Source organism: Chloroflexus sp. (assembly GCF_056331925.1).
This window is the reverse complement of the sequence record NZ_JBWGQH010000003.1, coordinates 191,933-204,772: the sequence shown is the minus strand read 5'-3', so window position 1 is coordinate 204,772 and position 12,840 is coordinate 191,933. Positions and strand designations below refer to the sequence as shown.

The window sequence follows — 12,840 nt, the reverse complement described above, 5'->3', positions numbered from 1 at the left end:
AACCCTGCACTGGCGCGCCCGCGAAATGACACAAACCCTGCACTAATGCGCCCTCGAAAGGACACAAACCCTGCACTGATGCGCCCGCGAAAGGACAATGGGGGTGTGTGACGGTCAGTGCGCGCAGTACCATCTGTCATTGCGAGCGTAGCGAGCAATCTTCAGATTTCTCGGGCGCTGGCGCGCCCTCGAAATGACACAAACCTTGCGCTGATGCGCCTGCGAAAGAACACAAACCCTGCACTAATGCGCCCGCGAAAGGACACAAACCCTGCGCTGGCGCGCCCGCGAAAGGACAATGGAGGTGCGTGACAGGCAGTGCGCGCGCAGTACAGGCATCCTGTCATTGCGAGCGTAGCGAGCAATCTTCAGATTTCTCGGGCGCTGGCGCGCCCGCGAAATGACAGTAGGGGTTAGGGAAGCGTAGTACCACCTGTTATTGCGAGCGCAGCGAGAAAGCTGCCCACCTCACGATGGCGCTGGCGCGCCCGCGCGATAACAATGGGGGGTCGCGCAATTTGTTAACGAAGCAGCGGATGGGCGGCTACTGTGGCTTGGATCGCCGAACAGCCGTGGTTTGAAGGAAACCTTGGCTTGTAGGGAACTAAGTTACGTGGGGGTATATTCAGTGGTGGCCGTCCATCGATGGTCCTTCTCGCGGACAATGTCGCCCCAGGTGTTCAATAGCATCTCCCCATCCACCACATGACCGAACCGGGACGCACGTTCTTGGGTGCAGATAGAGATGAAATACACCCTCAATAGCATCTCCCCATCCACCACATGACCGAACCGGGACGCACGTTCTTGGGTGCAGATAGAGATGAAATACACCCTCAATGGCATCTCCCCATCCACCACATGACCGAACCGGGACGCACGTTCTTGGGTGCAGATAGAGATGAAATACACCCTCAGTTGGGTGGACTCGTACCCCTTGCAGTAGCCCTTCACGTCTTTGCGCCCTTCACGTCTTTGCGCCCTTCACGTCTTTGCGCCCTTCGCGTCTTTGCGTTATCGGTTATACCCCTTGCAGGCGAATGGAACGCCGATGGCGACGGGTTGGGTCGTATCGCGTCGTGGCGGTTGAACCTCGTGTGTTGGTTCCACCGGAGCAATCCGATGCAATTCGCCGGCAGTCGTCTGCGTGAGCGGTGCAATGAAAACCCGAAAAAGATTCGTTATAATTGTTCGTTATAATTGAAAGAACTTCAGCAGGTTTGTAAAGGAGTTCACTGTGGTATCCCCCCGCGTGCCCTCACTCTTCCACCTAATACGTGAGCATATAGCCCCCGATATCGTACCGTTTATAGCTACCAAAGCTACGTTGGTTGATCTGAGTCACACGCTCGAAGATTGTATCCTGCGCAACCAACTACCCAGCGTCATCTTTACCGGCTTCCAAGAGAGCAGCCACTGGCGCAAAGAGACCCAACGTTATCTAGAGTTAGCCAACATCGCCAGCACGATTTGTATCTTTGCCGGCGGAATACCACCGGTTCCCGGCGAGCAACACATCGCAGTTACGTTAGAGGCCGGAGATCCGCTGCGGCAAGAGTGGTTTTTGTTGGTGCTGACCGAATGGTTTTGCGCACTTTTGTGCGGTCTCGATCAACAGCACCCGGCTGAGCGCGAAGCCGACCGCAGTTTCGAGACGTTACTGACCTTCCAGCCAGAAGCAATTACGCAAGCACTCGAGGTACTGATACCGGTAGTCGAGCGGTATCGCCCAGATCGAGCCGCCGAACTGGTACAGGCCCGCACAAGCTTCCCACCGTGTCCACCGAGAGGGCCGTATATTACCCAGATCGTCAGCGAGATTGTGGCCCATCTCCAACGTCGATACAATCGAGAGCATCGGTTAGTGATGGAAATCCAAGCCCTTTCGGTGCAACAGCAGGTACTCGAAACCATGATTGCCGATCTCGGAGCGCCGGTGATTCCCCTCCTTGAAGGGGTCATCCTCATGCCCATCATCGGCAATGTAGACTCGCGTCGTGCGCAACTCATTATGGAACACCTCTTAACCGGCATTGCCGAGCGGATGAGCGATGTTGCGATCATTGACATCACCGGGATGCCGATTGTTGACACCGCCGTTGCTAATTACCTCTTACAAACTATCCGGGCAACCCGCTTAGTCGGCGCACAGGTCATCATTACAGGGATTCGGCCCTCAGTCGCACAGGCAATGATCAATCTCGGGATCGATTTTAGTCAAATCATCACCCGCAGTACCCTGCGAGAAGGAATTGAAGCAGCCCTTGGATTATTGGGGTATGAAATTCACCGTAAAGGAACGGCGGACTAAAGAGCCGGGTCTTGCAGAGGACGACACCTGCAAGACCTATGTATACCTCCCAACCGACTACTCGCCGTACAGTTGGAGCAACTCTCGCCACTCACCGGTCAATTCATCACGCCGGGCAGCGTAGTAGACGTGAGTCATGCCGTACTCATCAACATAGACCAAATCGACCTGCGACCGCATTGGGCGCAAATAGCCAATATTTCCCCACCAGCGTACTTTCTCTTGATCGAGCGGAATATCTTGGTGATACATACGAGCGGCATACTCACGCACCGTACCGGGTTCGATATCTTGTAACCGCCACGGCGCACTACTAATCTCGCCAGTACGCAAATTACGGAAGACGTAGAGCCAATCGCCATCTTCACTCCGACTAGCACTTACCACCTCGATACCGGTACGCGGACGGGCAACGCGGATCAACGCCAGCCACGCCTCGGAAAGCTTCTCACGCGGCACATTATTGTATTCTTGCACGGCACCGGTCTCTTTATCCTTCATCACCAAATCGAATCGCGGTTGCCCATCGTCACCGAGGAAAATGCGCACTAAGCCACCCCGACCACGCCAGCGGATCCGCCGTTCCCCCCAGGTTTCAATATCTGGTGGCGACGGCACCTCTATCTCCTCTTCCTGATCGAAATCGGTTGTCTCCGTCTCAATGCGCACACCGGCTTCATTCAAGAGACTCATCCACGCTTCACCGAGACCCCAATCGCTCACACCGTAGAAAATATGATCAATCACACCATTCGGGTCACGATGGACCAGATCGTACTTCACACGCGAACCTTGGCGATACGCACGCCAGAGACCAAGCCGACCACGCCAACGCACGTGGCTCTGGAGATCGAGCCGACCATCACGCAAATCTTCGTGGCGATCGATTGCGTAAGCCCACAACCCTTGGGCACGATCACGGGTCACACCGGCGGTAGTACGCAGATCGCGCACTTCATACACCCACGTACCACCACGACGCTGGCTACTGACAATCTCGACGCCCGAACGCGGTAGTTCCAATGTCTCGCCGTTATCGAGTGATGAAGGTTCACCGGATGCAATCGCTTGGCGACACAATTGGATAATTTCACTGCGGTTCGCAGGAAACGTCTCGTTATCGCGCCGGATGTAGATCGTGCCGTTACTCCCCACATAAGGTGGTGGATCCTGCGCTTTGACCTCAACGCGGATCACGTCTTGCCCTTCGTAGTGCATCAACTCAAACGACAAGTAGGGCAGCGGCGTAATATGCTCTTGCACACTTTGCCGTAACGACTCGGTAAGCTGATCGGGCCGTTCAACACCGATCACCTTACCCCCAGGCTCACAGCCGATCACGAGCACCCCACCACCGATATTTGCCAACGCCGCCACATCAGACCAGAGCGCGGCTGCCGTTGTCGGATCGGGAACGGCGCGCAAGATTTGGCGGTCGGTACTCCCGCTAAAGCGCACGACATCGAGTGACCACTGCTTCTGATCACGCTTCGGCACCCGCACTCGGTCAAAATCCTGACTAGCAAAGAGCGCTTTCAAGGCTTCAAAACTACGGTCGGGCAACAGCGCCTCAAAATAGCGGTCACCAATGCCGTGGCGGTGGGTCACCTGGGCATCAGAATCGGCAGAGCGACGCAGACGATGTGCATCGCTACCCTGAATACAGAACATCCGCCGCTCGTAATGCTCGGTCTTACCGTTGTAAAAACCGGGTGAGGTAAACTTCTCATGATCGGTATAGAAATTGATAAACTCCAGTGCGTGGAGATAGGGGCTTTGGGTCACCGCCACCCGTGCCTGGCCACTTGTCCCCATACGGAGGGTTTCGGTAATCACTCCGTTTGGCCCGTTGGCATGCGCCGCGATCACAAGACCGCCAGCGCGATGAATAATCTCGTATGCCTCGGTCACATGCCGGGTATTGGCGACGCTACACACCCCACCTTTCAGATCGTCGGCGGGAATACCGAGCTGCAACAACGTAGCCTCAATCAAGCTAAGCGGGCGGTTCGGCGGAAAGATACCGAGGATATGGGCACCGAAGTGTGACGTAAACTCAAAGCCAGGCAAGACGGTGATCTTATCGAGCAACCGACGATACTCAGCCAAACGAGCCGCTTCATCATCGGTCAACCGTCCGGCCTTTTCCAGGGTCGTCAGAAACTCCATCTCGCGTTGAAACTGCTCATAGCCGGCAACCGTATTGTGGTCGGTAAAGGCGATAATCTCAAGACCGCGACGCTCAGCTTCTTGAAGAATGTCAAGGTAAGAAACGTTTGGTTCGGCGTAATCCTCAGATGCAGGCGTGTGCAGGTGTAAATCAATCCGAATCCAGCGCATTCCGTTGCGCTCTTCTCTCACTGTACTCATATTGTCAAAACCTTAGATATTCAGATCTTTTTACCGTATTTTGTTTTGAATTTCTTTTTCAACGATCTTTCTATGTCCGTCTTTTCGTGCGAAACGCCTCCTTCCCTATATGCAGATACAACCCAGCAGTCAGATGATCTGAACAACTTCGTAGTGATAGTATACCAGATTCGCATCAAATAGCGTACAACGATGAACAGCGGTACCGAGCGCACACAGTGTGACACATGCAAAGCGTGGGCAACCCACAGACCACGGCGATAGCGTGAACAACGGTACCGCGCGCACACGGTGTGCAACGAATGCACCACGTTGCACACGTCTAACCAATCCTTATCACAGCAATTGCCCAACAATAGTTTTACACCGAATTACTGCTCTCTCTCATAATCCGACAGTTCAAATTTTTACTTAGTTGTCTCCCAGTCATCGACAGAAGGACGATGATTCCCAACATCTTTATGCTACCATTAAGGTAGCTTTAATCATTTTGTGAGAAGGGTGAAGGAGTTTTAATTCACAAGAAAAATTTTCATTTTTAGAACTAGCATAACGTCAAATCATTTGCTATAATGCAATCAACGCCGGCCATGATGATGATGTCCATGCAGCGTACATTAAACTGGTGTGTTGAGCATGACACCGGTACATTGCCTTGCCAACAGACAGTTCTGGTGTACCAGCAATGTTTTCATCACAATGACCTAGATACGCACAGCAACGCGATCGGAGGTTGGAGCGAGCGCGTGTACGCACAGCATGAGCGAGACCGTGGCAACCACGAGCACTTCCGAGACAGGAGGTGTTACGTCTCTGCGTGAATACAGTACATCGTCAGCGCGGCAGAGAGGAGAGTCCTATGTCTGATGCGAATGGATTTGGTCAGCAGCCTGCGCTAACCATTTTAGGTGAACTAGAGGATTTTCTTGCCGAGTTACGACAAGAAGATAGGCTGAGCGAAAACACTATTACTTCGTACCGCTGCGATTTGCGTACCGCAGGATTGGCATTGTGTCAGGAACTGAGCACCATTACGGCGCATGATATTCAGCAATTTCTTGCCAGCCGGAAGGAGCAACCCGGCACGACAAACCGTCGCATTGCGAGCCTCAACCGCTTTTTTCGGTGGGCCAAAGAGCGTGGTTATGTCACGCACAATCCGGTAGAACAGATCGGTGGTCGTCTCCCCACCGAGCACCGGCCCCAACCCATCGCCAACGAGCACGAACTTCGCGCCCTTGACCAGGCAATTGCTGCGGCGCCGCAACCGTACCGTTTGATCTTTACGCTGCTCCGGGAAATCGGTATTCGCACCGATGAGGTGTTAAACTTGAACCTCGGCGATGTAATCCTTGAACCGGGACGCGAGATGTTGCTGGTACGCGACAGCAAGAGCGGTAGTAAGCGAATGATTGCTTTGACACCCGATGCTATGCCCCGGTCGCTACGAGGGCTGCGGCACTGGGTGCGTGAAATGGACCATTTGCCACCCGATACACCATTGTTCCGTTCGTCGCGCGGTACGCGGGCATCATACGACACGCTCCACCGCCGTTGGGTCGCAGTGTGTAAGGCAGCCCGCCTGATTGATGTGGTCGATGGTCGTGAACAACCGCGCTACACCTTGCACCATCTGCGCCATACTGCGGCCACTAAGTTGGTAGCGTTTTACCCCGAACAAGTGGTTCGGCGTATTCTCGGTCATCGTGACCCACGCTCGACCCGCCGCTATACCGAATTGGTACGAAACCGACATCATGCTGCCGAACGACCGGCCAGCCTCCAAGTACCGTCACAGCGCGAGGTGATGTAGCGCCCTGTCTGCGCCCGGTATGTTCGGTGTAAACCGGCGGCGTTTGCACGCCGCCTTTTTGTTGGATTGGGCCAATCAATTAGTTAGGACTTCTAACTATTTTCCGTCCTACCCAGCAGATGCGTCGAGAAATGCACGCAGCGCACGATACGTCGGCTCATACCCCGGCCCACGCAGCATATTATGGTTCGTGCCGGGAATAAGCTGCATCTGCACCAACGTGGGTGGTGCAGCGGCACGCAACGCCTGTTGGACATCAGGCGGTACGATGGTATATTCCGGTTCGGCCAATAGAATCAACACCGGGACTTGCACCCGTGCGATGCGAGGCACGAGCGTCCAATCTTCCGGGATGCGGAAGAGACCGGCGACCTGCTCGTAACGGCACTCAGCCAGTGCCTGCGCCTTCCAATGGTAATCACACGGGTGCCAATCGGGATTAACTTCGTGCAGCATCGGGAGAGTTTCGCTCGGCGGCTGACCTACCCCACGGCTAAACTGCGGCAACCACGAGGGGGCAACAGCCGCATCCTGACGCACCAGTGGATCGATAAGCACGGCCTGCTGCACTACGGTACGTGCCGGGTGCGTACCGCTCAGTAGGGCTAAGATTGTCGCTCCGCCCCATGAATGACCGATCAGCGTAATTTCTGCCAGCCCAAGTGTTTGGATCACATCACCAATGATATTGGCCACAGTATCAATATCATACGCCGGGCTGAGATCGCTCTGCCCGTGGCCGGGCATATCGAGTGCGATCACCCGCCAGCCTTCGGCAGCCAGATCGCGCCCTAACCGCCACATCGTCGCTGCACTACTGGTAATCCCATGACACAGCACGACCATGCGTCCGGTACCGGGCCACTCAAGCAGACTGATCCGCCCGTGGGCCAGTTGAATCGTCGTGCGACGAGCAGTGATCTGGCATGGATCGGTCATACATGATCTCCTATAGCTTCAGCAGCGGTAACAAACTCGGCTAACACCGCTTTGAGCGCGGCAAGTGATGGTTCATGAATGTACATCATGTGACCGGCGGGGTAAAAACTCTCGCTGATCTGGCCACGCAGTGCCGGGTCAAGACCAAGATGGGACAACGTATAGCGGGTCGCAAAGTACGGAGTTGCCAAATCGTAGTAGCCACTCGCGACGTGTACCCGTAACGCCGGATTGCGATGCATCGCGCGGCGTAGCGTCTCGGCCACATCCACATAGCGATTCTGGTGGTCGTTAAAGCTCCATGGCCAAACTCGTTCGGTGAGAATTTCGTAGGGCAAATCGCTGTGAAACCCTAACCGGCTGCGGACGTAATCATTCAAAGCAGCCGTGTACGGCCCGGTAATTGCCGCCAAACTCGGATCGTATTCCGCCGTCTCGCCAACTGCATCGCGGTCACACCCGGTAAAGCGACTATCGAGTCGCCCGACGGTGCGTTGACGGTCGCGCAACAGCTCTTTCACAAACCGGTCATCACGGATGCGCAAGTGTGAGCGAATGATGTAATCGCGGCTAAGGCCGGTGTAGCGGGCCAACTGGGTCGCGATCCGCTCGATACCGGTGTCATCTAGCCGATCGCCTTGCAACAAAGCGAGAGCATAATCATCAAGCGCAAAAGCTTCAGCAGCGCGCAAGGTAGCCACTAGATCGCGTTGCAGTTCTGGTTCGAGACGGCGATGGTAAAACGCAGTAGCGGTATAGGCCGGCAGAAAGAGCATGTACGGCAAATCATTACCGTGGTCGAATGAGAGGGTTTGAAAATGGAGAACTGCCGAAATAAGAATTAGACCATTGAGATAAAGCCCATGCCGTTCTTGCAGATAGCCGGCTAAACCGGCGGCCCGCGTCGTACCGTAGCTCTCACCGGCCAAATATTTTGGTGACAACCATCGCCCATAACGGCTGGTATACAGCCGGATGAAATCGCCTACCGACTCAATATCTTTACGAAAATCGTGAAATTGTTTGGCCGACTCGCCGGCGACCACACGACTATAGCCGGTACTGACCGGGTCGATGAACACCAGATCGCTCACATCCAGGAGCGAATACTGATTGGGCACAAACCGACCGGGTGGCGGTAGCGGCCACCCCTCGTCGCTCATCAATACCCGTTGGGGACCAAACATGCCAAAGTGGAGCCACACCGACGATGATCCGGGGCCGCCGTTGAAGGCAAACGTGATCGGACGACGACTGAGGTCGGTAACCCCATCGCGGGTATAGGCGACAAAGAAGATGCCGGCGCGTGCCTGTTCACCGGAGCTGACACCATCTTTCTCCACCTCCTCCTTCATAATGATCACACCGGCGGTGGCGGTATAGCTGATTTCAACTCCGTTAATCGTTACCCTATGCGTCGTCTCGACGATCCGGTCTGCCGGCGGGGTAGCTGGAGGAGTGGTTGTTGTCATAGTGCATGCTGTCCACTGTCATCCCAAACCAATTCGGCACGGCCAATGCGTACCACATCACCGTCTTGCACACCGGCAGCAATCAGGGCCTCGTTAATCCCGCTCGCCTCAAGCACGCGCTGAATGCGGTCGATAGCCTCGTCTTGTTCCAGATTACTCATCGCAATCAAGCGTTCGATCTTCACCCCTCGTACTCGGAACGCATTACCTTCACGTTCGATGGTAAAGGCATTCTCATCAACCGGCGGCAGCGGCCACTCAAGTGGCGGCTCATCAGGATCGACGGGATCGCGCTGGGGCGGTGGATCGGCCCGCAGCAACTCAGCCACCCGCTGCAAGAGTGGTTCAATACCGGCTTGGGTAGCAGCGGAGATGACAAACAAATCTTCCGGCGCTACCGGTAGGCGTTCACGCAAGATAGGTAGATTAGCCTGGGCAGCCGGTAAATCAGCCTTATTGAGCGCCACTACCTGCTTACGCTGCGCTAATTCAGGCTGATACAGGCGTAGCTCGGTATTAATCTGCTCGTAGTCATCCCATGGGGCACGACCATCAACACCGGCAGCATCGATAATATGGATGAGCAAACGCGTCCGCTCGATATGGCGAAGAAAATCGTGACCGAGACCGACGCCGGCGTGGGCACCTTCGATAAGACCGGGAATGTCGGCCACCACAAATCGCTGCACCCCCACCTCAACAATTCCAAGGTTAGGCGTCAGCGTGGTAAAGGGGTAGGCTGCGATTTTGGGGCGAGCAGCACTAATCACGGACAATAGCGTTGATTTACCGGCGTTAGGAAAACCTACCAGACCGACATCGGCCAGCATCTTCAATTCTAGTTCAAGGGTCAATTCCTGGCCGGGTTCACCCAGTTCGGCCAAACGTGGGGCTTGGCGGGTCGGGGTAGCAAAATGGATATTCCCCAGCCCACCGCGTCCACCCCGAGCAGCAAGCAGGCGTTGACCGGGGCGGGCCAGATCGACCGTGTAAGTCACTCCGTTGATCGTCGCGCGCACGACGGTGCCGGGCGGTACCGGTACGTAAACATCGGCCCCATTGCGGCCATGCATGGCATTCTTACCGCCATGACCACCATTTTCGGCAACAAACTTGCGCTGATAGCGAAAATGGAGCAGCGTATTATACTCTGGGTCGGCGATGAGATAGACGTGTCCACCACGGCCACCATCGCCACCGTTGGGGCCACCGCGTGGCACATATTTTTCACGCCGAAACGTTGCGGCACCGTTACCACCATTACCGGCGCGCACCACAATTGTTGCCTGATCGAAAAAGTCAGTTTCCGTTGCCATAGCAAACAGTCGAGGGGCGCAGCTTACGCGCCCCGTTCCTTTACACGTCTCATCTTTCGGGTGAAGTAAAACCTTACCGGTGCCGGCTCATGTTGCCAAATCACCGTGATATAGTATCGCTTTACAGGAGTTGCCGTCAACGGTAGATGATACACCCTCGCGACACGAAAACAACACTCCCGTTGAGGAAGGCGAACGAGGGTTGTTGATACAACCGAGTAAGGATGCTGTTCAACCGCGCCAATGGTTACCCAAGGAACCAATACCAACGTTCCATAGCATCGGCGAGGATTGAAGATACCGTCGAATGTTACGCCTTCGTTTCACCCTCAGTCTTGGTATCACTCCGCGGCTCGTCGTCGCCCTTCACCGCCTTACGGAACTCGCGAATGCTACTACCGAGCGCGCCACCCAAACCGGCCAGCTTTCCGGCACCAAAAATCGCGATCACAATGATCAGAATAATTAACAGTTCACCCCAGCCAAGACCGCCAATCATAACTACACTCCTTCCGCATGCCACCCATGCGCAACAGCGTTACGCATTCCGAATCATTATACTCCAGTGCAAGGGGGTGTCAACGCGAAGCTACCAACAACGCAGAACAGGGACAGGTATCTCAGCGTATATACGCCATTTCGGTGCTCACTTCCCGATACACCGCCAACGTCTTGGCAGCAGTTTCGGCCCACGAGAAGCGACGAGCACGTTCCAAACCACGTTGGCGTAAGGTGGCATGCAGATCGGCATCGGTAAGCAACTGCATCATCGCATCGGCGAGCGCGGCAGGGGCGGCAGGATCTACCATCAAACCGGCATCGCCAACCACTTCCGGCAGGCTTGACGTATTGGAGGTAATCACCGGCGTTCCACATGCCATTGCCTCAAGTGGTGGCATACCAAAGCCTTCGTAAATCGACGGGAAAACGAAGATAGTAGCAGCGGCATACCACAGCGGCAATTCCTCTTCGGGAATATAGCCAACAAACTTCACTCGGTCTTGCAGGTTCAATTGCGCGAGACGGGCAAAGATCGGTTGATACATCCACCCCTTCCCGCCACCGATCAGCAATGGGACTGAGGGAACACGACGGCTGACCAGGGCAAACGCTTCGAGCAGCGTCGTCAAATTTTTGCGTGGTTCAAGGGTGCCGACGTACAAGATACAGCGAGCGGGTAACCCCTTACGAGCACGAAATTGGTCGATGATGTCCGCTGCGAATGGACGAAAATGGCTGCGCGTTGCATTTGGCGTCACGACAATACGTTCTGGTGGGATACCGAGCAAGCCGGCTACTTCGCGTTTGGTATGTTCAGACACGGCTAAAATCCGACTGGCCCGTCGTGCGCTCAGCCGGGTCGCCAGATCAAGATAGATCCGGTTGTAGGCACGAAAGGTTTGGGGAAAGCGAATAAAGGCCAGATCGTGAATTGTGATAACGGTAGGTACTGGACTCAGCAACGGAGCTACGTTAAGACACCCGTGATAGAGATCGACCTTGCCGCGCAGGAGGAACGGCGCGATACCCTGTTCCCATGGAATACGGATCCGCGGGTTGATCGTCGGCAACCGTGATGGTTTGACGACAAAGTTGGGTGGCAAACCCAATGCCGCTTGATCGAGGTCGCGCGTCGTGTAGATCGTATACCGATTCTCGTGGTCGATCTGGGCAAGATGGAGCAGAACTTGCTCGATATAATGCGAGACACCAGCACGACGAAACGAGGTAGTATGGGCCAAGAGATGAGCATTAATTGCAACATGCATACCGATCGAACCGTTTCAAGGGGTGGCAACCGTCGTTGTATTGTAACGATGGTGCGGCACCAACCCCCAATCGCTAAAGGGGTAGTAGATCAACCACGCCTGCCCAATAACCCGATCAAGAGGCAGGGCATCCCATTCACGTGAGTCGGAGCTATTCCCCCGATTATCACCCATCACAAAGATCGAGTTAGGCGGCACCGTCACCGGCCCTTGAGCGCACGGATACCCACCAAGGCAGTAGGTAAATGCGCCGCGTAAGTATGGTTCATCGAGCAAGACGCCATTGACGTAGACTTTGCCCTCAAGAATCTCGATCACATCACCTGGTAGCCCGATCACCCGCTTGATATAATCACGGCGCACATCACGGGGATACTCGAACACAATAATATCGCCACGTTGGGGTGGACGGAAGGGATAGACAATCCGTGGCGGTAGATCGGACTGACCGGGGAGGAGCCGCAACGGGGCATTGAGATCAAAGTGAAAATAGATCAATTTATTGACCAAAATATATTGACCGGTGTGAAGCGTCGGCTCCATACTTGAGCCTTCGATCTTGAAATTTTGCACCACACTACGCACAATCAGAAATACCAACAGAATAAAAATCGCCGTTTCAAGTAACTCGCGCACAACGTACCGCAATGGGGCACGTGGATGGCGCACTGTCTCGGTTTCTGGCAGTGTAGGAACCGATTCAGATGGTGAATGTAGATCGTTCATAGCACCGTTTTGCGCGCTCTATGCTACACTACAGGGTAAGGTGCAATCTAGGATCACCGGCAGAGGGAAGGTTTTCCTCCATAATCTCTGGCATTATACTCGAACGAACTGTAAATTGCCAGTA

Annotated in this window: 9 protein-coding genes; 2 read left to right on the top strand and 7 right to left on the bottom strand. The window is 54.8% G+C overall.

From position 1 onward, the window contains the following. Window positions 1–1,237: 1,237 nt before the first annotated feature. A complete protein-coding gene (locus AC01ZF_RS03085; RefSeq protein WP_424675478.1) occupies window positions 1,238–2,311 on the top strand; it encodes a DICT sensory domain-containing protein in 1,074 nt (357 codons plus the stop codon). A 57-nt stretch (window positions 2,312–2,368) separates the two neighbouring features. On the opposite strand, the gene AC01ZF_RS03080 is transcribed toward AC01ZF_RS03085, so the two are convergent. Beyond that, window positions 2,369–4,681, bottom strand: a complete 2,313-nt coding sequence (locus tag AC01ZF_RS03080; protein ID WP_428112556.1) for an RNA-binding domain-containing protein — start codon at window positions 4,679–4,681, stop codon at window positions 2,369–2,371. An 859-nt stretch (window positions 4,682–5,540) separates the two neighbouring features. Between AC01ZF_RS03080 and AC01ZF_RS03075 the strand changes: the two genes are divergently transcribed. Next, window positions 5,541–6,494: a tyrosine-type recombinase/integrase gene (locus AC01ZF_RS03075; RefSeq protein ID WP_424675480.1), complete on the top strand. Its 954-nt coding sequence runs from the start codon at window positions 5,541–5,543 to the stop codon at window positions 6,492–6,494. Between the two features lie 108 nt (window positions 6,495–6,602). Here AC01ZF_RS03075 and AC01ZF_RS03070 read toward each other — a convergent pair whose 3' ends face one another. The 6 genes from AC01ZF_RS03070 to lepB all read right to left on the bottom strand — a co-directional run bounded on the left by AC01ZF_RS03070 (window position 6,603) and on the right by lepB (window position 12,716). Continuing rightward, on the bottom strand, window positions 6,603–7,433 hold the full coding sequence (locus AC01ZF_RS03070) for an alpha/beta fold hydrolase (protein WP_476575108.1): 831 nt from the start codon (window positions 7,431–7,433) through the stop codon (window positions 6,603–6,605). Beyond that, window positions 7,430–8,905 carry a S10 family peptidase gene (locus AC01ZF_RS03065; protein WP_424675482.1) on the bottom strand — a complete coding sequence of 492 codons (1,476 nt, stop codon included), beginning with the start codon at window positions 8,903–8,905 and terminating at the stop codon, window positions 7,430–7,432. The genes AC01ZF_RS03070 and AC01ZF_RS03065 overlap by 4 nt, the downstream gene beginning before the upstream one ends. Continuing rightward, the gene (gene obgE / locus AC01ZF_RS03060; protein ID WP_424675483.1) at window positions 8,902–10,221 is read right to left on the bottom strand and encodes a GTPase ObgE; all 1,320 of its coding nucleotides are present in this window, start codon (window positions 10,219–10,221) and stop codon (window positions 8,902–8,904) included. Before obgE ends, AC01ZF_RS03065 begins: the two co-directional genes overlap by 4 nt. Before the next feature lie 310 nt (window positions 10,222–10,531). Continuing rightward, window positions 10,532–10,720: a twin-arginine translocase TatA/TatE family subunit gene (gene tatA / locus AC01ZF_RS03055; RefSeq protein WP_424675484.1), complete on the bottom strand. Its 189-nt coding sequence runs from the start codon at window positions 10,718–10,720 to the stop codon at window positions 10,532–10,534. Window positions 10,721–10,841: 121 nt separating this feature from the next. Then, window positions 10,842–11,990 (bottom strand): glycosyltransferase family 4 protein, encoded by a 1,149-nt coding sequence (locus AC01ZF_RS03050; protein ID WP_476575107.1) that lies wholly within the window; start codon window positions 11,988–11,990, stop codon window positions 10,842–10,844. Window positions 11,991–12,005: 15 nt separating this feature from the next. Then, a complete protein-coding gene (gene lepB / locus AC01ZF_RS03045) occupies window positions 12,006–12,716 on the bottom strand; it encodes a signal peptidase I (protein WP_424675486.1) in 711 nt (236 codons plus the stop codon). Between the last annotated feature and the right edge of the window lie 124 nt (window positions 12,717–12,840).

Excerpts from the sequence above, each read along its gene's own strand:
- AC01ZF_RS03080 (WP_428112556.1), bottom strand. The coding sequence starts at position 4,681 with ATGAGTACAGTGAGAGAAGAGCGCAACGGAATGCGCTGGATTCGGATT.
- AC01ZF_RS03075 (WP_424675480.1), top strand. The coding sequence starts at position 5,541 with ATGTCTGATGCGAATGGATTTGGTCAGCAGCCTGCGCTAACCATTTTA.
- AC01ZF_RS03070 (WP_476575108.1), bottom strand. The coding sequence starts at position 7,433 with ATGACCGATCCATGCCAGATCACTGCTCGTCGCACGACGATTCAACTG.
- AC01ZF_RS03065 (WP_424675482.1), bottom strand. The coding sequence starts at position 8,905 with ATGACAACAACCACTCCTCCAGCTACCCCGCCGGCAGACCGGATCGTC.
- obgE (WP_424675483.1), bottom strand. The coding sequence starts at position 10,221 with ATGGCAACGGAAACTGACTTTTTCGATCAGGCAACAATTGTGGTGCGC.
- tatA (WP_424675484.1), bottom strand. The coding sequence starts at position 10,720 with ATGATTGGCGGTCTTGGCTGGGGTGAACTGTTAATTATTCTGATCATT.
- AC01ZF_RS03050 (WP_476575107.1), bottom strand. The coding sequence starts at position 11,990 with ATGCATGTTGCAATTAATGCTCATCTCTTGGCCCATACTACCTCGTTT.
- lepB (WP_424675486.1), bottom strand. The coding sequence starts at position 12,716 with ATGAACGATCTACATTCACCATCTGAATCGGTTCCTACACTGCCAGAA.